The following is a 23,142-nucleotide window of genomic DNA, read 5'->3' as shown; positions in this document are numbered from 1 at the left end:
GCGATTGCATCGACGCGCCGTGACAGGTACACCGCGTCGCTTCTATCGCGAGCAAGCCCGCTCCCACAGGGTATGGTCAGGGTAATTGCGGGATATACACCACGCTGCCACCTTCGCGTTTGTGCAACAACCGGTCGCCATTGTCCGGCTGGCTGGTGAGGGTCTGGTGATCCACGCTCAAGTAGCCAAGGGGCAGGGGATCGCCACTGCGGTACTGGGCAAAAATCAGCGTACGTTGCGGGTTGAAATGCTGGCCGCTGGTTTTGTCCAGCCAGGCCATTAACCCGGCACTGTCGCCATCGCGAGGGTAATCCTGGCTCTGGTCGATATAGAAGAACGGCTCGCCTTCATTCTGCACATACATGGGCAGTTTGTTGTCGACATCAATCATCACCATGCGCCACTGATCCCAGGGCGCCTGCTGGCTGGCCCGCGCTTTCACATCCTGGCCAAACTGGATAACCCCGCCGCCGCCGTTGGACCACGGATAGAACACCCCCAGCACCAACAGCAGTAACGTCGCACTCATGCCGAAACCGATGTTCCAGCGGCGCGGGTTGGTTTTGCCTTGCGCCATGCGCCGGGTCACCCACCAGGCCGCCAGCAGCTGGGCCAACGGCACCAGCGGCAACACGTAATAACTGCGCCGGCTGCCGCTGGCGGTGAAAAATACAAACAGCAAACCCAGCCCCCACACCAGCCACCGCGTATTGGGCTCGATATGCCGCCATTGACGTACGGCCACCCACAGCCCGATCATCCAGAACGGTGCCCAGGGCAGGGTGTAGGCCGGCAAGTAGATCAGGTAGGTGTAGATCGGCCCCATATGGTCAAAGGGGTTGAAGAACCGCACCACGTTTTCACGTAGCACCAGTTCCAGCCCGCTTTCGCCATAGGTGGGCGCGCCATACAGGTGGGACAGCACGAAGGGCAGCATATATACGGCCCCGGCAACCACCAGGGCGAGGAGCAAACGCAGGTTCAGATGACGCTTCCAGCGTTGTTCACTTAGCAGATGAGGCAACAGCACCAGCCCTGGCAGGATAAAACCGATCAGCCCCTTGAGCAGCGAGGTCAGGGACAGCAACAGGAAAAACACACAGTACCGGCTCAGACGGGTGTCATCGGGGCCGCGCCAGTACCACCAGACTGCCGCCAGCAAGCCGAACACCGTAAGGATGTCCGCCGTGGCCACCCGCGCCCAGAATACAAAGTAGAAGGTCGTGGCCAGCATCCAGCCAGCGATCAGCCCGGTGCCCTTGCGAAACAACTGCTCGCCGAGCAGGTACACCAGCCACACGCTTAGCCAGGCGGCAATAACGGATGACAGGCGCAAGGACCAGTTGCCCAGGCCACCCATCAAGCTTGCGGTTGCCGTGATCAGCCAGTACGAGGGCAGGGGCTTGTCGTAGTAGGGCGAGCCTTTCAGATAAGGATCCAGGTAATCACCGCTCTGCAGCATCTGCAGGGCGATATTGGCCCAGCGGGTTTCCGGGCCCCAGAGCTCCCGTGAACCCAGGCCCAGCAACAAGAGCAGGGCAGATACGGCCAACAACACCAGCAAGCCTTTTTGCTCGCTGTTCCAGCGTTTGATCAGAGTCATTCAGGCTGAACCTTGGGAAAGATGAAAATCGCGAGATCACCGCGTTCGTAGCGCTTGCCACCCAGCGGCAGCAGCTCGACTTCGTGGGTTTCCAGTGCCGAATGAGCGCGCATGACCACGCCGACCGAGCCGCGTAAACGTGCCTCCTTCATCCAGCGATCGATGCTATCCATATCAACCTGACGCCCGGCTGAATCGGCATAACCCAAACCATATTTAAGCTCTCCGGTGCTGTTATAGAGCGTGATATCAGGCCGACCCAGGCGCCAGGACAGGGCCGATGCCGCGCCCAGGTCATTGCTGAGCAGCGTGCGGGCCTGACTCAGTTCCTGTACATGCTCGGCAATAAACTGATCGGGCATTTTGCTGTTGATGATCACTCCCGGCATCGCAGCGGGCAACAGCGCCACCAGCACACCCATGCCCATCGCAGGTGCTGCCCACAGCAGCAGCGGGCGTAGGGCTTGCAGGGCGTTGCTAAGCAGCCAGCCCAGCAACACGATATAGACCAGAGACAGGCTGAACACCTCGGTGTTCTCATACACCGGGCGACTGAATTGCAGGTAAGCCAGTCCAACCAGGCCGGCAACCGCCAATAGCACATTCAACAGGCCGTTGATACGCAGGGTGCGGCCCTTTGCCTGTTCAATCCATGAAACCACGGCTCGGCCCATCAGCAGCGCCAAAGGCAGCAGGCACGGCATGATGTAGGTGGGCAGCTTGCCCTTGCTCATGCTGAAGATGGCCAGTGGCAGCAGCATCCACAACAGCAGAAAGCCGATCGCAGGTTGGCGCTTGTGTTTCCAGGCATCCATCAGGGTTTTCGGCAGCAAGGCCGCCCAGGGCAGGCTGGCGGCCAACAGGATCGGCAGGTAGAACCACCAGGGTTGGGTATGTTGTGCATCGGCCGCGCTGAAACGGCGTACGTGTTCGTTCCAGAAAAAAAACTGCCAGAAGTCCGGTTCCTGATGGTGGATCGCCAGCGCCCACGGCAGGCAGACAGCCACTGCGACAAGGATCGCCAACGGGCCATGGCTCAGCACTTCCTTGACGCGCCGCTGCCACAAGGCATAGGGAGCGGCGATCAACACGGGCAGTAACCAGGCCAGAAACCCCTTGGTCATAAAGCCCATGCCGCAGGCCACGCCCAGCACGGCCCAGGCACCGATGCGCGCGCGGCGGGTGGTGCTGTCAAAGGCATACCAGAGTGCTACCAGACTGAGGTTGACCCAGAAGGTGAACTGCGGGTCGAGGTTGGCATAGCCGGCTTGCCCGGCCACCAGTCCAAAACTCATATACAGCAGTGCGCTGGCAAAACGCTTGCGCGGGTCATGCCACAGGCGCCCGGCAATCAGCCATGCCAGCCAGACACTCAGCCCGGTACTCAGTGCCGAGGCGATCCGCACACCAAACAGGTTGTCACCGAATACAGCTTGCCCGATGGCGATCATCCAGTAACCGGCAACCGGCTTCTCGAAATAGCGCAAGCCCATAAAGTGTGGGGCTACCCAGTTGCCGCTATGGAGCATTTCCTGGCTGATCTGGGCATAGCGGGTTTCGTCAGGTATCCATAAGCCGTGGCTCATCAGCGGCAAAAGATAAAATACGACAAAAGCCAGGATCAAACCGGGTATTGCCCAGCGCTCAACACCTCGAGTGCGGGTATTGCAAGGTACAACGCCAGCCATGCTTTCCATCTGCGCGCCTGTTATCGACGTAAGTTATGGCCAGCACGTTAATCGGGAGGAAGTGGCGGAGAGGTGAAGCCTATGTGAAAAAAATGCGCGTCAAGCAGGGGTTACCCGATACACGCAACGGCGACTGCCTGTGATCATGTGTTCGGTTCGCTCAACCTGCCCCGAGTCCCCGATGGCCGCCTGAAACACTTGCAACTCTGCCCGGCAAAAGCCCTGGCATTGCTGCGCTGCAACACAGATCGGGCAGTGATTTTCGATGATCAACCAGTTCTCGCCTTCAGCTTCCATGCTCGCCATATACCCGGCGCTGTCGCGTATGGCCACCAGCACCTGAACTTTCTCTTGCAGGTTTCGCCCTTGCTCACAGGCTGCAACGTATTCGCGGGTATTGGCCAGTTCCATGCTCTCGACCACTTTGTCGATCCCTTCATTGCCGTAGATCAGCTTGATTGAATCAATCAACTGCGCCGTGAGCTGCGCATGGGTATTGGGGAATCTGGCTTGAGCGGTATCGGTCAATACCCATTTTTGCGAAGGGCGCCCGGCCCCAACCGGCGGCATCAGGCAGCCAACGATCATGGCGCCGTCTACCAGCTTCTGAATCTGCTGGCGCGCAGCTTCCGGGGTGATATCGAGCATTGCCCCAAGATCCGCGGTTTTCAATGGCCCACGGGTTTTAAGCAGAAACAGGATCCGCTCGGCAGTGGCCCCGGTGTTGCGTGCAATATCAGGAGAGTCGGTCACGGGCATCGTACAAAGTCATCAGGGTAATGAGGTTTATGGGGGGATCATACCGCTTGGAGGATAAATAATTACCAAAGCATTTGCTTTTATAATAGGCTGATTGCATCGAAATGGAACTCAAGGAAGGGAAATGACAACGGCATCGGGATGGTCGGCATTGCTATGGGGCCGCAACGGGCTGCGATCGGTGGCACTGGCAGGCGGAGTGGCGTTGCATGCCATCAACGTGTATCTGGTGACAACCATTTTGCCCTCGGTGGTCAAGGATATCGGCGGGCTGGATTACTACGCCTGGAACACCACACTGTTTGTGGTGGCCTCGATCATTGGCTCGGTAGTATCGGCCAAATGCCTGTCGGCCCTTGGCCCCAGGCTCGCGTATAGCCTCGCCGGGCTGGTCTTTGCGCTGGGTTGCGGGGTGTGCAGCAGCGCCCCTGACATGGCCGTGCTGGTGTTGGGGCGCACCATTCAAGGCCTTGGCGGCGGACTGTTGTTTGCCCTGCCATATTCAATGATCCGACTGGTGTTCAACCAAACCCTGTGGCCAAGGGCAATGGCCCTGATTTCAGGAATGTGGGGCGCCGCGACCTTGATTGGCCCGGCCGTTGGCGGGGTGTTTGCGCAGTACGATGCCTGGCGTGCAGCATTCTGGGCGCTGATCCCGGTAACCCTGCTGTTTATGCTGCTGGCCTGGGCCATGCTGCCCGGGAAAAGAGTCGAGGCATCACCTCGTCTGGTCTTGCCCTGGCTGCAACTGTTGCTGTTGACTGGCGTGGTGATGGCGATTGCCCTGGGCAGCATCAAGCCATCGCCGCTGTATAACGCGCTTGGGCTGGTGATCGGGCTGGTACTGCTGTATGCCGTGTACCGTGTTGAAAGCAGCGACAGGCACCGCATGTTGCCCAAGCACAGCCTGAGCCCTGGCAGTGCGCTGTTGCCGATCTATCTGTCGATGAGCCTGATGGTCATTGGCATGACCAGCGAAGTGTTTGTACCGTACTTCTTGCAGGTTCTGCATCTGCAAACCCCGCTGGTGGCGGGCTATATTGCAGCACTGATGGCGGCCGGCTGGACCCTTGGTGCGCTTTACAGCAGCGGCCTGGCGCTGGCATCTGCCAACCGGGCAATCTGCTGCGGCCCCGTATTTGTGGTGTCGGGGCTGGCACTGGCGGCTGTCTGTGTGCCGCAAAGCGGCAGTTCATTGATCAGCCTGACCGGCGTTTCCCTGGCAATGATCGGCGTCGGTACAGGGATCGGGCTGGCGTGGCCGCATCTGCTTACCCGAGTACTGGCCAATGTGCCTGACAGCGAAAAGGACATTGCCGGTGCGTCCATTACCACCGTGCAACTGATTGCCACGGCGATTGGCGCGGCACTGGCGGGGATGATTGCGAATATGGCCGGTTTATCCGCTACGGGTGGCGTGGAGGGTGCCGCCAATGCTGCCGCCTGGCTCTTTGGCCTGTATGCCGTGTTGTCTGCGTTGCTGTTTATAACGGTGCGACAGGTGATTGCCCATAGTGCAAAGCGCTGAATCCGCCAGAAATCATGCCTGTGTCGATTTGTCGCAGGCGTTGCTGCATCCCCCGGTTTTACAGGCTGCTGGCGCTGTAGTGCACCATTGAGGGGCGTGACTGCCGTGCGACAGCCTAGCGACAGTGGTAAATTCTGCGCCCATGCAACACGTCTACCCCACAGCAATCGTGCGCGCCAAGCCGGTCACTCCTGGCATCGGGCAGCGTACACACCTGCCTGATAATACGCAGGTTAAAGGCCTTTTCCGTTGGAAAAGGCCGCTTAAAGGAACCTGACATGAATGATTTACTGACTCGCCGCCGCGTAGTCACCGGTCTTGGCTTGCTCAGCCTGGGCTTGATCGCAGGTTGCGACCCTGGCAGCGGTTTGTCATACAAGTACGGCAAAGACCTCAGCAATGAAATCCTCGGGCGCAAATTCAAGCTCAGGGATGCTCAAGGCAACGAGATGATGCTGGGCAGTTTTCGCGGGATGATGCCGATGATTTTCTTCGGCTTTACCCAGTGCCCGGCCGTGTGCCCGACCGCCCTGGCCCGTGCCGCCCAGGCGAAGAAAATGATGGGCCCCGACGGCGACCGCTTGCAGGTGGTGTTTATCACCCTGGACCCGGAGCGCGACAAGCCGGAGATGCTTGATGCCTATGTAAAAGCCTTTGACCCGAGCTTTATTGCCTTGTCCGGCACACTGGAAGAAACCGCGGCTACGGCCAAGGAATTCAAGGTGTTTTACGAGAAGATCCCTACCGGTGACTCTTACACCCTGTCTCACACCGCAACCAGTTTCGTTTTCGATTCCCGTGGTGTGTTGCGTCTTGGCCTGTCGCCTTCACTGTCAGCCAAGCAGTGTGCCGAAGACCTGCTCACCGTGATGTCAGTCTGCTAATCCTGTGCACTTTGGAATGAGCCAACCCTATGAAGCCTGTTAAGTATCTACTGTTGTCACTGCTGGGCATGAGCCTGCACGTTTCTGCGCAAACCGTTGTTGATGATGCCTGGGTGCGCGCCACCGTGGCCGGTCAGCCTTCGACCGGTGCCTTTATGCACATTACTTCGAGCACCGACAGCAAGCTGGTTGAAGTCCGTTCTCCGGTAGCCAAGACCGTACAGATCCACGAATCGAAGATGCAAAACGACGTGATGAGCATGCAGCCAGTGACATCGGTAGCGCTACCGGCGGGCAAGAGCGTGGCTATCGAACCTGAGGGCTACCATGTGATGCTGATTGACCTGGTCAATCAGGTCAAAGCCGGTGACCAGGTACCTTTGACCCTTATTGTTGAAGACAGCAAAGGGGTCAAGGAACAGATTGAGGTGAAGGCCGAGGCGCGTGCACTTAATAGCATGCCGATGCACCACGATCATGGTTCGATGCACTGATTCGCAGTTAAACGCCGTAGCAGCAGCCTCGTTCCTTCGGCAACTGCTACGGTTGGTTTACCTAAAACCGGCCCGTCAGCGGGTATTCGACCGCCAGGCGTATCTGGTCCGCATCCAGTTCGGCCTGTGCGGTATTGCCGCGATGGACATTATGTCGCAATGACATGATGGTGCCCTTGGCTGCACCGCTCTGCACCACATAGCGCGCTTCGAGATCCCGTTCCCAGTGCTTCCCGCCTTTGCCATAGCCCAGGTACGCATAGCCGCCCCGCGGATCCACATGGCTGCCGTCAATCTGGCTACCTCGCACATACGCTGCGCTGAACACCAGCCCCGGCATACCCCAGGGTGTCATCGCCAGGTCGTAACGCGCTTGCCATGATTGTTCGTTGGGTGCGTTGAAGTCAGATAGCTGGACCGCATTGGTCAGGAAAATCGCGCCCCGTGTCACATAATCAAATGGCGTGTTGCCATGCACTTTCTGATAGCCCACGCTGAAACTGTGCGGGCCCTGGGCATAGGTGCTCAGCAAACTCCAGGTGGTGTTATCGATATTGCCCGACAGCGCCTTGCCTTCATCGGTTGTGCGGTACAGGTTGAGGTTCAGCGACAGCGAGCGGTTTTCATCCAGCGCGTGGCTGAAGACGGCGCCCAGGTAATGCTGGTTCCAGGTGTCTTCGTAGCGCGAGGTGTAAAGGCTGGCGCTGAGGTTTTTGCTCGAGGTATACACCAGCCCGGCCAGGTCGAATGCATTGCCTTTGGGGCCATTGGAATAATTGACCACAAAGCCCTGATTGTGGCTGCTGGCATTGCGGTCGGTGCTTTCGGTGAAATGCCCACCGACCATTTTAAGGGCATTGAACTCGTTGCTGGTGAGGAACACCCCCGTGGCCGTTTCCGGCAGCAAGCGGCTGTCGGATGAGCTGAACACCGGGGTCTTGACCCGCTGCTCGCCCCAGGACAGCACCGTGTTTGACATACGCAGCTTGAGCGCCACGCCACCCCGGCCGTAGTTGTCCTTGGGGTAGCCGTCGTTGTCCAGCCCAAGCAGGCGGGCCTTGCCGGCGCGACCGCCGCCACTGTCCAGCTTGAGGCCCATATAGGCGTGGGCATCCACCCCGACACCGATCAGGCCCTGGGTAAAGCCTGATTGCAGGGTGCCCATCAAGCCGTAAGCCCACTCTTCGGCATAGCCATTGCGATCGGAGCGCGATTTATAGGCATTGCGTGCGCCGCTGTTGCTGGCTCCGTGGCGATACTCACGGCTGTCGTAGACCGTACGGTTGACCACACTCCAGGTGCTGTCTTCAATAAAGCCCTTGGCTTGCTCCTGGGCCGACTCCGCCACGGCCAGGGGGCTGGCGAGGGCGATCAGGATCGCGGAGCGCGTACCCACGGCACTCATTTCGCCACCTGCTGCTGTTGCAGTGCAGCAGTCAAACGGTCCAACGCGCGTTTGGGTAACGTGGCGGGCAGCACCGGGGGCTCGGTAGAAGGTTCGCCCACCTGAATCAGCATGACCATGCCCATGGCCAGGTGCGGGGTGCATTGAATGCCGTAGAGGCCGGGCACGCTGAAGGTTTGCTCTACCTCCTGGTTGATCTTGCCCTTGAACGGTTGCGCACCTTCAGGCAGCAGTCCGGGCAGTGTGGCCGCATTGTGGCCGCTTTGTGTGGGGATGAACCTGACCGTGTCGCCGGGGGCGATCTGCAGGTAATCCGGTTCATAGACCATACCGGCCGTGGCACTGCGGGTGAGCATTTTCACTTCGTGGGTTTGTGCCAGTGCCGAAGTACAGAGCAGGGCAGTGGTCAGCAGCAGGGTCAGGGATGAAATACGCATGGGTGGCTCTCTTAAATAGTATTCAAACGCACATACGCAGGATCTGCGCGCCGTCAAAAGGGTCAGTCAGGTAATGCGCCTGTACCCCGAATGTGCTCTGCAGCCGTTGCGTGGTCAGGACTTCAAGGGGTTTACCAAGCGCCATCAAGCGGCCACGTTCAAGAATCGCCAGGCGATCACAGCTCAGGGCCTGATTGAGGTCGTGCATGGCGATCAGGGTGGTCACGGGCAGGGCATGTATGGTTTTTAATATGGCCAGCTGATGCTGGATATCCAGATGATTGGCGGGCTCATCCAGCAACAGGATTTGCGGGCGCTGGGCCAGGGCCCGGGCGATATGCACGCGTTGTCGCTCACCACCCGAGAGCCCGCGCCAGGTACGGTTGCGCAGATGCGTAGCATCCACATCGGCCAGTGCCTGCTCGACAATGGCCGTGTCCCTGGCTGACCACGGGCTTAGCGCCGACAGCCAGGGTGTACGGCCCAGCGCGACGGCATCAAAAACGCCAATGCTGTCGTGGGTGTCGGCATGCTGCTCGACCACCGCCAGGGTTTGCGCAATGTTGCGCTGGCTCATTTTGCGCAGCGCTTGCCCGTGCAGTAAAACCTGGCCCTGGCCGGGCACCCGCAGGTTGGCCAGCAGCTTGAGCAATGTGGACTTGCCGGAGCCGTTGGGCCCGACTATCCCCAGGGTTTCGCCGCGCTGCACACTGAGGGTGATGCCCTGCAACAGCTGGGCATCACCCACGCGGTAACTCAGGTTGCTACAACTCAGTACCGTCATCGTGCATGTCTCCGGCCGATCAGGATCAGCGCAAATACGGGCGCGCCCACCAGGGCAGTGACCACGCCGACGGGAATCACCTGGCCTTTTATCAAGGTGCGTGACAGCACATCGGCGGCAATCAGGAACAAGGCCCCGCCCAGGGCGCTGACGGGCAGCAGGCGGCCATGCCCGGTACCGACCAGCAAGCGCACGGCGTGGGGAATGACCAGCCCGACAAAACCGATGGAGCCTACAATCGACACCATCACCGCCGTCACCAGCGCCGTACAACTGATCAGCAATAGCTGCACCCGGCGCACCGGGATACCCAATGAGGCCGCAGAGTCAGCACCAAAGGTGAATGCATCCAGCGCCCGTCGATGCCACAGGCACACCGCCAGCCCCAGCACCGCTGCAGGCACTGCCAGCCATACCGAAGGCCAGCGCACGCCACTGAGGTTGCCCAGCAACCAGAACATGATCCCGCGAGCCTGCTCGGAGCTGGCCGATTTGGTGATCAGAAAGGCAGTGATTGCGTTGAACAACTGAGAACCGGCAATGCCTGCCAGGATGATCTGGGCACTTACACCGGAGGGCCCGCTGGCCCGTGCCAGCAGAATAACCAGGGCAAAGGCGCAAATTGCCCCGGCAAAGGCCCCGGCCGACAGTGAAATGGCCCCGGCGCCCAGGCCAAGCACCGCGACCACAACGGCACCTGTGGACGCCCCGGCAGAAATGCCCAGCAGGTAGGGGTCGGCCAGCGGGTTGCGCAGCAAGGACTGCAATACCACGCCGCAGATGGCCAGCCCCGCACCGCAGGCCGCGGCCACCAGGGCTCGGGTCAGGCGATAGTTCCAGACAATGCCTTCGTCGATCGGGTCCAGTGCATGCCCGGCGCCCCACAGTTTGTTGGCCAGTACCTGCAGCACCACATCGGGTGCGATCGGAGTTTCACCGATAGCGACCCCGGCGAATACAGCCAGCAGCAGTGCTGTACAGGCGGCGAAGGCAGTGATCAACCGTGCAGTCATTTAGGCAGGTCGTGGCGGCTGATCGCAGTTGCGAGTGTTTCGATGCCGTCGAACAGGCGCAGGCTGGCCTGCATCCCGTGGGCATCGAGGACAATGATGCGGTTGTTTTTCACGGCATCCATATTGCGGGTTACCGGGTCGGTACGCAGGAACTCAAGTTTTTTCTCGACGTCATCCGCCGGGAAGCGTCGGCGATCCATGCGCGCGATGACCAAAAATGTCGGGTTGGCCTTGGCCAGGGTTTCCCAGCCGACAGTTGGCCATTCTTCATCGGACTCCACCACATTGCGCACGCCCAGGGTGTTGAGCATAAAGTCGGGGATACCCTTGCGCCCGGCAACATATGGGTCAATATCCATGTCCGCACTGGAGAACCAGAACAGCGCACTGGTGGCGCTCAGGTCCTTGCCCTTGAGCGAGGCAATGGATTTTTCCAGGCTCGCCTTGAGCTGGTTGTTCAGTTGTTCGCCGCGCGCCTGCACATCGAAGATCTCTGCCAGCTGGCTGATGCTCTTGTAGACAGTGTCGATACTGAATGGCTGCATGCGCGTGCCGTCGGCGCCAACCAGGTTGTCTTTGCCCTCGCAGTCAGAAGGCATCAGGTAAGTCGGTACCTTCAGTTCGTGAAACTGCTCGCGGGTGCCCACCACACCCTGCGGCCCCACCATCCACTCCAGCTGCACGACCACCAGCTCCGGGCGTTTCCCAATGACGGCTTCAAAGCTCGGGTCATTGTCGGCCAGGCGCTCAACCTTGTCGTTCTGTGCCTGGTATTGCACGGGGACATCGTTGAACCACAAAGAAGTACCCACCAGCCTGTCACCAAGGCCCAGGGCATAGAGCATTTCGGTGCCGGCCTGGCCAATGGTTACCGCGCTTTTGGGGGCATTCTCAAACGTCAGCGGGGTGGCGCAGTTCTGCAGGGTCAGGGGGTATTGCGTGGGGGTCGCATGAGCCAGGGCCGGCAAGGCCAGCGTGACCATGAGCGTAACAACGCGGTGCAACAGCATGATGCAATCTCCATTTGATCGTACACGGGGCACAGGTGCACGGACGGGAATGCATCATCGGGTACTGCTGCAGCAACAGTACAAAGCAGGATGCCTCCCCGGACACCCCGCCGGTTAGTTTGTGGACTTTGCCGGCAGGTCTCCTGACTGATGGGTCATCGCTTGCTCCAGCCTTCCCGGGGGGTATCCCAGTGGCAATCTTGGAGCAGGCTCGTCATCTACAGTTGCGGGGGCAGTTCCGTTGGGTGCTGAAAAAGCACTGCGGATTCCCTTTTAACCCCCCGCTAGGGGGGACCGGCGGCGAGATGATAATCGATCCTGTTGGGCAAAGGGGGGCGCCGTCAGAATCAGAAATACTTGAGCCAGGTGATATCCCGCCGGCGGGCTTTCAAGTTGGCGAACCAGCGCACCGGCAAATACAACGAAATGGCCAGCAGCACGGCCGTTAACCACACCGCCCCGATACTGTCGAAACCGAAATAGTTGCCCTGATTCAAGCCAAACAGGGCAACACTGGCCAGGTACAGCACTTTGAGTGCATACAGATGCAACAGATAGAAAAACATCGGGGCTGCGCCAAACACGGCCAGGGTGCTGATCCACTTGCGCTGTTGCGCCCGCTCAAACGTCAGCAACAGCAACAGGCCCACACCCAGGGTCAAGGCGAGAAACAACAGCGAAGGCGGGTATTTAGTGATATTGAAAAAACTCATCACGCTGTGCATGGCGGAGTCATGGCTTGCCCAGGGGGCTTCGCCATAGCCATTGAACAAACGCAGCAGCATAAAGCCGAGCAGGGCGCCACTGCCCGCCAGCAACAGATAGCGCTGGCGCAGGGCTGGCGGGGTGGAGCGGGTGAACCAGGGGCCCAGGCAATAACCCAGAGCAATCACGCCGATCCACGGCAACACCGGATAGGACGTGCGCATGCGCAAGCTGTCGCCCACTTCAATCCAGCCGCGATCATGCAAAATCGCCCAGGGCACATGCATCATCGACCCCGCCGCAAAATGCAGGTTATCCAGCAGATTGTGCCCGGCGATGATTCCCAGGCCAAGTATCAGCAAGACCGGGCGTGGCAGCCACACCAGGGCGGCAAGGGCGATCATGCTGACGCCAATGGCCCAGATGACCTGCATGTAGATCACCGACGGCGGCAACTGGAAAGTCCAGGCGAAGTTGACCAGAGTGAACTCCAGCAGCACCAGAAACAGCCCGCGCTTGAACAGGAACGCCGAAACATCGCCTTTGCCCTGATACTTTTCGCCATACAGATACGCCGACAGACCGGTCAGCAAGACAAACACCGGCGCACACAGATGGGCCAGGGTACGGCTGAAGAACAGTGCAGGGTCGGTGATCTCGATATTCATCGGGTCGGCTACTTGCCGGTGCAGGAAGAACGTCTCGCGCACGTGGTCCAGCAGCATAAAGAGGATAACCAGGCCGCGCAGGGCATCGATGGACAGCAGGCGCTGATTCAAGGGGGGAGTAGGGAGGGTCATTGAAGGGTCGCTGGCAAGGGAATGTTATAAAGTACTGATACTGTATAACATTCCCTGTTTCGCTGTCACCCCTTTGAGAAACACTCTCAAAGCTGGATATGTCTAGCGCAGCACTTTCACCCAGGCCATCAGCAATGCCGAAGACAGCACCCCGGCCGTCATAAAGATATACGCCGCCCCCGGATTGCCGGTAAGGCCGATCAGGTAGCCCACGATCCAGGAGCCGACAAAGGCCCCCAGGGCGCCACAGGCATTGATCAGGCCAATGGCTCCGCCGAACACGTTCGAAGGAATAATCTCCGGTATCAGTGCGAAAAAAGGCCCATAAGGTGCGTAAAGTGCAGCACCGGCAATAGTCAGCAAAGCAAACGACAACCAGAAATGTGAAGACCCGAGCAGGAACGAGCAGAAGAAGGCCAGCGCCCCCAAGGCCAGCAGCGGCCAGATGAAGGGTTTGCGCTGCTGGGTTTTGTCCGAAGCCCAGGACACAGCCAGCATCGTCGCTACCGCTGCGACATAAGGAACTGCGCTTAGCCAGCCAACTGTCACGATGTCCGCCGCCGCTGCCTGTTTGATAATGCTCGGCAGCCACATGATAAAACCGTACACGCCAATGCTCCACAGCGCATGCACACAGCACAACTGGATCACCACAGGGCTGGTAAACGCCTGACGGTAATTGCGCACTTGTTGCATGCCTTTCTGTTCATCAGCCAGGGTCGACGCCAGTCGGGCTTTTTCCTGTGGCGTCAACCAGTTCACCTGTTCAGGCCTGTCTCGCGCCATGCGCCACCAGACGAAGGCCCAGAGCACCGCTGGCGCGCCTTCAATGATGAACATTTCGCGCCAGCCCCAGGCCTGGATCAGGTAGCCGGACAGTACCGACATCCACAATACGGTCACCGGGTTGCCCAGCACCAGGAAGGTATTGGCCCGCGAGCGCTCTTTGCGGGTGAACCAGTTGCTGATGAAAATCAGCATGGCCGGCATCACGGCCGCTTCGACAATGCCCAGGGAAACCCGAATAAACATCAGCATCGGGATATTGGTCACCAACCCCGTGGCCATGGCGCAAAAGCCCCACAGGATCAGGCTCCAGAACACCAGTTTGCGCACGCTGTACTTCTGCGCGTAGATCGCCCCCGGTACCTGGAAGAAAAAGTAACCGAGAAAAAACAGCGCACCGATCAGCGAGGACATGCCCTTGGTGATGCCCAGGTCCTGCTCGATGCCCGCCGCACTGGCAAAGCCGTAGTTGGCCCGGTCCAGGTAGGCCAGGCTGTAAGTAATGAATATCAGCGGGATCAGATACAGCCAGCGTTTGGTCGCGAAGCCCTGGGTCTTGACCTGCGCACTGCCGATCTCGCTCAAGGGCAGTGCTGGTTCTTTAAGCGTGCTCATGGGGTGTTCCTTGTTATTGTTTTTCAGGTGCGGGTCAAACAACGCTGGTCAGGCCCCCGTCCACAAACAGGGTTTGCCCGTTGATAAAGTCCGAAGCCGGCGAAGCCAGGAACACCGCGGCTCCGCACAGCTCATCAACCCGGCCCCAGCGGCCAGCCGGGGTGCGCTTGCACAGCCACTCGGAAAACTCCTGGTTATCGACCAGGGCGCGATTCATTTCGGTGGCAAAATAGCCCGGGGCCAGGCCATTGGCCTGGATGCCATGCCGTGCCCACTCGGCGCACATGCCTTTGGTGAGCATCTTCACTGCGCCTTTGGAGGCGGCATAAGGGGCGATGGTCGGGCGTGCCAGCTGGCTTTGCACCGAGCAGATATTGATGATCTTGCCGCGACCGCGGGCGATCATGTGCCGCGCAACAGCTTGGGAAACATGGAACACACCGTCCAGGTTGGTGCGCATCACGTCGTGCCAGTCGCTGGCGCTGAAGTCCTCCAGTGGCGCACGACGCTGGATGCCGGCGTTGTTGACCAGAATATCGATGGCCCCGACATCGCTCTCAAAGGTGTTGATCGCGGCTAGCAATTGCTCGCGGTCGGTCACATCGAAGGCCACGGATTCAGCCTTCAGCCCTTCGTCGCGCAGTTGAGCGGCCACGGCACGAGATTTATCGATATTGCGAGTGTTGATCACCACCGTTGCGCCAGCTGCGCCCAGGCCGCGGGCCAGTTCAAGCCCGATACCCTGGCCTGATCCGGTGATCAGGGCCCGACGCCCCTCAAGCTTGAAGCTGTTGATATTGAATGACATGCTGTTCTCCACAAATGGCCGTTTATTATTTTCAGCGGCCTTGTGGTTACTTCACCTCAAGCTATAAGTGCAGTCCAATCGTCATTGCTGATCTCGTGATCAATATTCTTGATTAAGATATTGGAACGTACTGCAGTGAGGGCTTGTCCATAAAGCCTGTACTCCCATACGTTGAGGTGAACATGCGCAGCTTGATTTCTGCATCAATAATGGCCGGTCTTTTGTGCGCCATGCCTTACGCAGCACAGGCTGATGACGACAAACCCGGGGACTGCAAGCCGGGGCAGATACTGGCTGAGTCCATGGACCTGAGCAGTTGCTATGGCAACGGCGACAAGGCGCCTGATCAATTCATCCGGGACGCGGAGGCGATCAAGGACTGGCACGCCCGGGGCCTGCCAAAACCTGATGAACATGAACAGTGGGTGCAAATCAGCGGCCACTATGTGCTGGTCAATCGCGTCAATGCGGTAATCAAGGAGATCCGCACCAAAGACGCCAGAGTCCTGAGTAAATAACGGCTGGATCCCGGACCAGTCAGCTCCCACCGATTGCGCTGCTGGCAATCAGGGTGGGAGCGAGCTTGCTCGCGATGATGTCACGCCGATCAGCTTTAACCCGCAGCGCGGCCATGGGCTGCCGTGGCCAGTTGCCCGGTGTCGACCCGTACGAAAATCGAATCGCCCACCGCCGTCAGCACATCCCCGGCATAGACCTCGCATAAAATCCGCGTTTTACGCCCCACGTCGCCTTCCACCCGGGCCCGCAAGGTCAGCGGTACGCCCATGGGCGTCGGTTTGATAAATTTGATTCCCAGGTTGCCCGTGACGCAATTGATCCGCGGCAGGCTGGCCGCATCGCGCTGCTCCATGCGGTAGTGATAAGCCATGGCCGTCCAGTTCGAATGGCAGTCCACCAGCATGGCGATCATGCCGCCGTATACCAGTTCGGGCCAACCGCAATATTTGGGGTCCGGCAGGTGTTCGGCGATCACATGCACACCGTCTGCGTGCCAGTAACTCTTGATATGCAAGCCGTGAGGGTTGTGGCTGCCGCAGCCATAACAGACTCCATCGGGGGCTGCGGTGTCTTGCAGAGAGGTCGTTAGCCGGGACATATCATATTCATCCTCAAGGACCCGCCGACTTGTCGTGGCGGGCAATGTTCACAGCCAGCCGGGCTGTTGGAAAAGGTCTAAACCGGCGTCCGATTGCTGAGCAAAATCTTGCCGCTGGCCTCGGCAATCTGCTCGCCGCGCTGGTTGCTGCAATAGCCGTTGAGTACGGCAATACCGCCATTGCTGCGGGGTTTGTCGAGGGTTTCGGTAATGGTCCATTCGACACTCAGGGTGTCGCCTGCAAACACCGGAGCGATAAACCGGCAGTTATGCTCAAGGTAGGCCACGGCGGTGCCGTAGAAATACATGCCGATGGAAGCAGACATGAAGGCGCTGGTCATTGGCCCATGCAGGATCGGTCGACCGAAACGGCTGCTAGCACAAAATTGGGCATCGCTGTGCAACGGGTTGAAGTCACCAAACATGCCGCAGGCACGGCTGATGTGTGACGCATCGATGGTCAGCGACTGGCCAAACGTTTCGCCCCGGGTAATTTCGTTGAAAGCCTTTCCTAGAAAATTCATGCTTGCAGCTCCATCGCAGTACGTTGTTCTTCCAGTTCGCGCAGGGCCTTGCGAATGATTTTGCCCGTCGTGGTCATGGGCAGTTCGTCGAGGAATTCAATTTCACGGGGGTACTCATGGGCCGCCAGTTGTGCGCGAACATGCGCCTGCAGCTCGCGTATGGTGTTGTTGCTGGCGGCGTAGCCGTGGTTGAGGACGACAAACGCCTTGACCACCTCGGTACGAATCGGATCTTTCTTGCCGATAGCCGCCGCCATTTTCACCGCCGGATGCTTGATCAGGCAGTCTTCGATGGGGGTCGGTCCGATGCGATAGCCTGCGCTGGTGATGACGTCATCGTTGCGTCCAAGGAAGAAGATATAGCCATCCTCATCCATCGAGCCCTTGTCGCCCGTCACCAGCCAGCCGTTGAGGTATTTCTCGGCAGTGGCCTGGCTGTTTTCCCAATAGCGCAGCATCTGGCTGCCGTTGGGCGTGGCCACGGCAATATGCCCTGAACCACCTGTGGGCACGGGCACGCCATAGTCGTCGACGATGGCCACGTCAAACCCCTCGACCGCGCGGCCAATGGCATGGGGGCGGTAGATCCCCTGGCTGGCGCAGGAGGACACCACCAGATTGCATTCGGTCTGGCCATAAAATTCATTGATGCGCACGCCCAGCGCCTGGTCGCCCCAGGCCAACAGTTCATCACCCAGTGACTCGCCACCACTGGCAACCGACCGCAGCGCGAGATGCCAGCGCTGTTGCGGGTTTTCGACAGGGCGTAACAGCCTGAGGGCGGTGGGCGGGAAGAAGACATTTTTAATCTGCAATGCTTCAATCAGGGCAAATACGTCTTCAGGTACAAACTTGTCAGCGCGGTGGGCCACCACCGGCACGCCGTGATACCAGGCAGGTAGCAGCACATCGAGCAACCCGCCAATCCATGCCCAGTCTGCCGGGGTCCACATCCGGTCACCGGGCTGGGGGAAGTCGTCGTGTGAACTGCGCACGCCGGGCAAATGCCCGAGCAACACACGATGGGCATGCAAAGCGCCTTTAGGATGGCCGGTGGTGCCGGAGGTGTAGATGATCAGTGCCGGATCCTCGGCCGCCGTATCGAGGGTCTCGAACTGGTCACTGTGGCACTGCAGTTGCTCATGGTAATCAAGCACGTCATTACGATGCACGGGTGCATCGATAACGTAGCACAGCTGTAAGTGGGCAAGGCCGGCACGAATTCCGTCGATCTTCTGCAGGCCGCTGGCGTCGGTGATCAGCGCACGCATTGAACAGTTCGAAGCGCGATGTTCGATGGCGTCCGCACCGAACAGCTTGAACAGCGGAACCGCAATGGCGCCCAGCTTGTACAGCGCGATATGGGCGGTGCCGGCCTCCAGGCCTTGAGGGAGCATGATCCCGACCCTGTCACCTGCGTTGATACCTTGTGCGCGCAAACTGTTGGCCAGGCGGTTGGCCTGTTGTTGCAAGGCCAAAAAGCTGTGGTATTGAACCGTGCCATCGGCATTTTTCTGGATGATCGCAATGCGTTCGGGGTCGTCAGCCCAGCGGTCACAGCAAGCCCGGGCAATATTGAAACGCTGCGAAGCATCCCGTTGCGGGTCGCTGGGAGAGAGAGGTGCCGTGTTCATGGTCGAGTCCTTGTTGTTATGCGCCATGGTCAGAAGCTGCCGAACGTTGAACCCAGCACCATGACCACCAGCAAGGCGGTCATGGGCACAACGGTCGTCATCATGAAAATTTGCGGGTAGGACTGGCGGTGCGTAAGGTTACAAATTGCCAGTAAGGTGATCACCGCGCCCGAGTGGGGCAGGGTGTCCAGGCCGCCGGCAGCAATGGTAGCGACCCGGTGAAACAGGTCGGGGCTGATGCCCGCGGCTTCGATCATGCGCAGATAGTCCGTGCCCAGGGTGCGGAAGGCGATGCTCAGGCCTCCGGACGAGGAGCCGGTAATGCCTGCCAGCACGTTCATGCTGAGCACGGCCGAAATCAGCGGATGCTCCGGCGAGACATTGAGGATGGTGTCCTTGATCAGCGCAAATCCGGCCATACCGGCGATCACCGCGCCATAGGCCACTTCCGAAGCTGTGTTGAAGATCGGCAGCAGGGCGCCGATGGTGCCCTTGTTGAGGGTGACCGTCAGGTTGTCCCAGCGGCGCCAGTTGAGCAGGATCACAAATACGATTGCGCACATCAGGGCCAACAGCACGGACCACAGCCCTATGACGCTCACCGGGTCGATATTGCCAAAGCGCTCTTCACGCAAAACGCTGAGGTCCAGGGCAGGCAGGATCCAGTAGCTGAACGCCGCGTTCAGGCCGATCACCACGATTATCGGCAGCAGGGCTACGAGCAGTCCGGGTTTTTTTATGCTGGCATTCGACGCTATTTCGTCGTCATGGGGGCCGTAGCCTTCACCCTTGGCCATGGCCTTGCGGGCTCGCGATTGCAGCATCCAGCTGCCCATCCACAGCATGACGATCGACGCGATGATGCCCAGGCCCGGGGCGGCGAAGGTGGTGGTGCCCAGATAAGCCGTGGGAATCGAGTTCTGTATCGACGGTGCGCCAGGCAGCGCGGTCATGGTGAAGGTAAAGGCCCCCAGCGCGATGGCCGCTGGCATATAGCGTTTTGGCGTGCCGGACTCACGAAAAATTGCCGCCCCGATCGGGTATACGGCAAAGGCCACCACAAACAGCGATACGCCACCGTAGGTCAACAGCGCACAGGCCAGCACTACGGTGAGAATTGCATGGCGATGGCCGAGTTTGCGCATAAACCAGTCAGCGATGGTATGCGCTGCTCCGGAGTCGGCGACCAGCTTGCCGAACAGGGCACCGAGTATGAACAGGGGGAAAAACTTGATCACATAGAGCCCCAGCTCCTTCATGAACAGCTGGGTAAAGGTGGGCATGATATCTGCGGCTGCCCCGCTGAGAAGAACGGCCAGCGCGGCCATCAACGGCGCCAGGATCAAAACCGTCACGCCCCGGTAGGCGAAAAACATCAACAACAGAAGGGATATCAGTATCGCCATCGTGCTCATGGGTGGCTCTCTTATAATTATTGTTTTGGCTTGTTTTTGTGCTTACGTTTACGTTTGCGTCAACCTAGAGCACGTATGCGACCCTGTCAACCTTGCCCCCTGTATTCATCCGCCGCGCGGATCTGTCGAGGGTCGTGCAGCCTGGAGGTGATGGCTGGAACCGATAAACATATACATCGCCGGCACCATGAACAGCGTCAGCAGGGTGCCGATAGACAGCCCGGCGAAGATCACCAGCCCCATGTCATGGCGCCCTGCAGCCCCGGCACCGGAAGCCCAGACCAGCGGCACCACGCCCAGTACCATCGCGGCCGTGGTCATCAGGATCGGCCGCAGGCGCACGCCGGCGGCTTCCTCAATGGCCTCACGCTTGCTGCGGCCTGCGCGTTGCAGTTCATTGGCAAATTGCACGATCAGGATCCCGTGCTTGGTGATCAGCCCCAGCAGCGTCACCAGGCCCACCTGGGTGTACACATTGATCGAAGCAAAGCCCATGGTAATAAAGGCCAGCGCACCAAACAGTGCCGGCGGCACCGAGAACAGAATGACCACCGGATCGCGGAAGCTTTCGAACTGGAAGGCCAGGGCCAGGTAGACGATTAATATCGAGAACAGCAGCAAGCCGACAAAGCCGCCGGACTCTTGCATGAACTGACGCGACTCGCCGGAAAAGTCCGAGGTGTAACCCGAGGGCGCAATGTCGCTCAGGATAGTGTTGAGCCTGGCCAGCAACTCGCCCTGGGCCACACCGCTGACGCCCGAGAGGGTCGCCGAGTTCAACTGCTGGAAGTGATTGATCGACTCGGGTTGTGTCGAGGTCTCGATATGCGCCACCGTGCGCGCCGGGATCATCACACCGGCGGGCGTACGGATGTAGTAATCGAGAATCTGCTCGGGGTTGAGCCGGTCAACCTGCAGTACTTGCGGGATGACTTTGTATGAGCGCCCGGCGGTCGAGAAGTAATTGACGTAGTTGCCACCCAATGCAGCTGACAGGGCTGCGCCGACATCTGCCTGGGTCATGCCCAGTGCGGCAATTTTTTCCCGGTCGACCACCAGTCTGGCCTGCGGTTTGTCCAGTTTCAGGTCCATGTCGGCAAACCAGAACAGCTGTTGCTTCTGGGCTTCGGCCATCACGGCCTGAGCCACTTCATTGAGGTTTTCTACCGAGTCGGTGGTGGTGATCACAAACTGCACCGGCAATCCCTGGGCGCCCGGTAACGAAGGCAATGGGAAGGCAGCGACGGTGGCCCCCGGCACCTGATTCCATTTTTGCTGAAGATCGAAGATCAGCTCGGCCTGGGAGCGTGTGCGCTCGCTCCAGGGCTTGAGCAAGACCCCGCCCAGGCCCTGATTGAGGGCGGGCAGCCCGGTCAGCTGGAACATCTGCGCGTATTCAGGCTCCTTCTGTTGCGGTGCAGCTGTCGGCGGGCCTTTGATCATCATGAACACCAGCCCTTGGTCTTCGGTCGGTGACAGTTCGCTTTTGGCGGTCATGCCACTGGCGGCGACCAGTACAAACAGGACAAAGCCAAAGGTCACCAGCACCGGCCAGATATCCAGACCGGCTGACAAAACGCGATGGTAACGCCCGCGCAGCCAGTCAAAACACTGATCGAGCCGGCGCGCGAAGCGACCTTCATCCTGCCCGGGTTGCAATAGCCGGGAGGTCATCATCGGTGACAGCGTCAAGGCCACCACTGCCGATACGGTTACCGCACCGGCCAGGGAAAAACAGAACTCCTTGAACAGTGCCCCCGTCAAGCCGCTGCGCAGCCCGATCGGCACATAGGCGGCAATCAGCACCACCGTCATCGCGATGATCGGGCCGCCCAGTTCACGCGCCGCCATCAACGCGGCTTCAAATACACTTTTGCCTTGTTCCTTGATATGCCGGTCGACGTTTTCCACCACGATAATCGCGTCGTCCACCACCAGACCAATGGCCAGAACCAATGCAAGCAAGGTCAGCAGGTTGATCGAGTAACCCAGCAGATACATGACAAAGAAGGTGCCGACCAGCGACAGCGGTATCGCCACCAGTGGCACTATCACCGCGCGGAATGAGCCGAGGAACAGGTAGATGACCACCGACACTATGACCATTGCTTCCACCAGGGTCTTGACCACCTCGACAATCGAAGTATTGATGAACGCTGTGGAGTCATAAACGATTTCGCCGCGCACGCCTGCAGGCAATTGCGCTTGCAGTTCGGGGAAGGCGTCGCGCACGCTGCTGGCAACGCTGAGGATATTGGCATTGGGCGCGGCCTTGATACCGACGAACACCGAACGTTTGCCGGAAAACGCCACGCTGCTGTCGTAGCTTTCTGCACCCAGGGTCACAGTGGCGACATCTTCCAGGTACACCAGGGCATCGTCGTTGTTCTTGATCACCAGCCGCTTGAATTCATCCACCGTGTGCAAGTCGGTTCCGGCCGTCAGGTCTACCGTGACCATTTGCCCGCGGGTTGAACCCACGGCAGACAGGTAGTTGTTGTTGGCCAGCGCCGCGACTACGTCCTGGGCGGTGACGTTATGGGCCGCCAGTTTGTCCGGGTCCAGCCAGGCACGCAGGGCGAACTGGCGCCCACCGAGGATTTCTGCGGTTTGCACGCCCTGGATCGAGTCGAGCTTGGGTTTGACCACCCGCACCAGATAATCGGTGATGTTATTGGTGGGCAGGGTGTCGCTGTAGAACCCCAGGTACATGGCATCCGTGGTTTGCCCCACCGCAACCGACAGCACCGGTTCCTGGGCCTGGGCCGGTAGCTGGTTCTTGACCGAGTTGACCTGGGTGTTGATCTCGGTCAGGGCCTTGCTGGCGTCGAAGTTCAGCCGCAGCGTGGCGGTAATGGTCGAGACCCCGGTAATACTCGACGAAGACAGATAATCGATGCCCTGGGCCTGGGCGATCGCCGACTCCAGTGGCTGGGTGATAAACCCGGCAACTGTGGCTGCATCGGCGCCGTAGTAGGCGGTAGTAATAGTGACCACCGCATTTTCGGTTCGCGGCCATTGGTTGACCGGCAATTCGAAGATCGAACGTAGCCCCAAGATCAGGATAAACAGCGAAACCACTACGGCCCAGACCGGGCGCTGGATAAAGGTATCGGTGAGCTTCATGGGTCAC

The 23,142-nt window shown here is 59.3% G+C and carries 20 protein-coding genes and 1 riboswitch; of the genes, 4 read left to right on the top strand and 16 right to left on the bottom strand.

Annotated elements, in window-relative coordinates; genetic code table 11:
* Positions 1-76: 76 nt before the first annotated feature.
* From PPTH39_RS01930 to PPTH39_RS01920, 3 genes are all read right to left on the bottom strand, one after another.
* Complete coding sequence (locus PPTH39_RS01930; RefSeq protein ID WP_186348265.1) at positions 77-1,603, bottom strand: ArnT family glycosyltransferase; 1,527 nt, start codon at positions 1,601-1,603, stop codon at positions 77-79.
* Complete coding sequence (gene arnT, locus PPTH39_RS01925) at positions 1,600-3,291, bottom strand: lipid IV(A) 4-amino-4-deoxy-L-arabinosyltransferase (RefSeq protein WP_130871493.1); 1,692 nt, start codon at positions 3,289-3,291, stop codon at positions 1,600-1,602. The genes PPTH39_RS01930 and arnT overlap by 4 nt, the downstream gene beginning before the upstream one ends.
* 99 nt (positions 3,292-3,390) lie before the next feature.
* On the bottom strand, positions 3,391-4,050 hold the full coding sequence (locus tag PPTH39_RS01920; protein ID WP_095019182.1) for a helix-turn-helix transcriptional regulator: 660 nt from the start codon (positions 4,048-4,050) through the stop codon (positions 3,391-3,393).
* Positions 4,051-4,174: 124 nt separating this feature from the next.
* On the opposite strand from PPTH39_RS01920, the gene PPTH39_RS01915 reads away from it, so the two are divergent.
* The 3 genes from PPTH39_RS01915 (at position 4,175) to PPTH39_RS01905 (ending at position 6,956) form a co-directional block, all read left to right on the top strand.
* Entirely contained in the window at positions 4,175-5,578 is a 1,404-nt protein-coding gene (locus PPTH39_RS01915) for an MFS transporter (protein ID WP_095019181.1), read from the top strand.
* 278 nt (positions 5,579-5,856) lie between these two features.
* A complete protein-coding gene (locus tag PPTH39_RS01910; RefSeq protein ID WP_095000250.1) occupies positions 5,857-6,462 on the top strand; it encodes an SCO family protein in 606 nt (201 codons plus the stop codon).
* Positions 6,463-6,491: 29 nt separating this feature from the next.
* Positions 6,492-6,956, top strand: a complete 465-nt coding sequence (locus tag PPTH39_RS01905) for a copper chaperone PCu(A)C (protein WP_095000249.1) — start codon at positions 6,492-6,494, stop codon at positions 6,954-6,956.
* Positions 6,957-7,017: 61 nt separating this feature from the next.
* On the opposite strand, the gene PPTH39_RS01900 is transcribed toward PPTH39_RS01905, so the two are convergent.
* The 8 genes from PPTH39_RS01900 to PPTH39_RS01865 all read right to left on the bottom strand — a co-directional run bounded on the left by PPTH39_RS01900 (position 7,018) and on the right by PPTH39_RS01865 (position 15,319).
* Entirely contained in the window at positions 7,018-8,361 is a 1,344-nt protein-coding gene (locus PPTH39_RS01900) for an OprD family porin (RefSeq protein WP_130871492.1), read from the bottom strand.
* A complete protein-coding gene (locus PPTH39_RS01895) occupies positions 8,358-8,798 on the bottom strand; it encodes a pseudoazurin (protein ID WP_095038811.1) in 441 nt (146 codons plus the stop codon). Before PPTH39_RS01895 ends, PPTH39_RS01900 begins: the two co-directional genes overlap by 4 nt.
* Positions 8,799-8,820: 22 nt before the next feature.
* Positions 8,821-9,582, bottom strand: a complete 762-nt coding sequence (locus tag PPTH39_RS01890) for an ABC transporter ATP-binding protein (protein ID WP_095024683.1) — start codon at positions 9,580-9,582, stop codon at positions 8,821-8,823.
* Positions 9,579-10,595 (bottom strand): FecCD family ABC transporter permease, encoded by a 1,017-nt coding sequence (locus PPTH39_RS01885; RefSeq protein ID WP_130871491.1) that lies wholly within the window; start codon positions 10,593-10,595, stop codon positions 9,579-9,581. Before PPTH39_RS01885 ends, PPTH39_RS01890 begins: the two co-directional genes overlap by 4 nt.
* Positions 10,592-11,605, bottom strand: a complete 1,014-nt coding sequence (locus PPTH39_RS01880; protein ID WP_130871490.1) for an ABC transporter substrate-binding protein — start codon at positions 11,603-11,605, stop codon at positions 10,592-10,594. The genes PPTH39_RS01885 and PPTH39_RS01880 overlap by 4 nt, the downstream gene beginning before the upstream one ends.
* A gap of 116 nt (positions 11,606-11,721) precedes the next feature.
* Positions 11,722-11,919: riboswitch (cobalamin riboswitch) on the bottom strand.
* A 33-nt stretch (positions 11,920-11,952) separates the two neighbouring features.
* Positions 11,953-13,110, bottom strand: a complete 1,158-nt coding sequence (locus PPTH39_RS01875; RefSeq protein ID WP_130871489.1) for an acetyltransferase domain-containing protein — start codon at positions 13,108-13,110, stop codon at positions 11,953-11,955.
* Positions 13,111-13,212: 102 nt separating this feature from the next.
* Entirely contained in the window at positions 13,213-14,511 is a 1,299-nt protein-coding gene (locus tag PPTH39_RS01870; RefSeq protein WP_130871488.1) for an MFS transporter, read from the bottom strand.
* A gap of 34 nt (positions 14,512-14,545) precedes the next feature.
* Positions 14,546-15,319, bottom strand: a complete 774-nt coding sequence (locus tag PPTH39_RS01865; protein WP_095000241.1) for an SDR family NAD(P)-dependent oxidoreductase — start codon at positions 15,317-15,319, stop codon at positions 14,546-14,548.
* Between the two features lie 182 nt (positions 15,320-15,501).
* Between PPTH39_RS01865 and PPTH39_RS01860 the strand changes: the two genes are divergently transcribed.
* Positions 15,502-15,837 carry an RcnB family protein gene (locus PPTH39_RS01860; protein WP_095000240.1) on the top strand — a complete coding sequence of 112 codons (336 nt, stop codon included), beginning with the start codon at positions 15,502-15,504 and terminating at the stop codon, positions 15,835-15,837.
* A gap of 95 nt (positions 15,838-15,932) precedes the next feature.
* Here PPTH39_RS01860 and PPTH39_RS01855 read toward each other — a convergent pair whose 3' ends face one another.
* From PPTH39_RS01855 to PPTH39_RS01835, 5 genes are all read right to left on the bottom strand, one after another.
* Positions 15,933-16,436 carry a PaaI family thioesterase gene (locus tag PPTH39_RS01855; RefSeq protein WP_095023905.1) on the bottom strand — a complete coding sequence of 168 codons (504 nt, stop codon included), beginning with the start codon at positions 16,434-16,436 and terminating at the stop codon, positions 15,933-15,935.
* A gap of 77 nt (positions 16,437-16,513) precedes the next feature.
* Positions 16,514-16,960, bottom strand: a complete 447-nt coding sequence (locus PPTH39_RS01850) for a MaoC family dehydratase (protein ID WP_095019173.1) — start codon at positions 16,958-16,960, stop codon at positions 16,514-16,516.
* Positions 16,957-18,594: an AMP-binding protein gene (locus tag PPTH39_RS01845; RefSeq protein WP_130871487.1), complete on the bottom strand. Its 1,638-nt coding sequence runs from the start codon at positions 18,592-18,594 to the stop codon at positions 16,957-16,959. Before PPTH39_RS01845 ends, PPTH39_RS01850 begins: the two co-directional genes overlap by 4 nt.
* 29 nt (positions 18,595-18,623) lie before the next feature.
* A complete protein-coding gene (locus PPTH39_RS01840; RefSeq protein WP_130871486.1) occupies positions 18,624-20,009 on the bottom strand; it encodes a GntP family permease in 1,386 nt (461 codons plus the stop codon).
* A gap of 105 nt (positions 20,010-20,114) precedes the next feature.
* Positions 20,115-23,135 carry an efflux RND transporter permease subunit gene (locus PPTH39_RS01835; protein WP_130871485.1) on the bottom strand — a complete coding sequence of 1,007 codons (3,021 nt, stop codon included), beginning with the start codon at positions 23,133-23,135 and terminating at the stop codon, positions 20,115-20,117.
* Positions 23,136-23,142: the final 7 nt, after the last annotated feature.

Source organism: Pseudomonas bubulae, assembly GCF_900618535.1.
GTDB lineage: Bacteria > Pseudomonadota > Gammaproteobacteria > Pseudomonadales > Pseudomonadaceae > Aquipseudomonas > Aquipseudomonas bubulae.
This window is presented reverse-complemented; position numbering and strand designations above follow the sequence as displayed.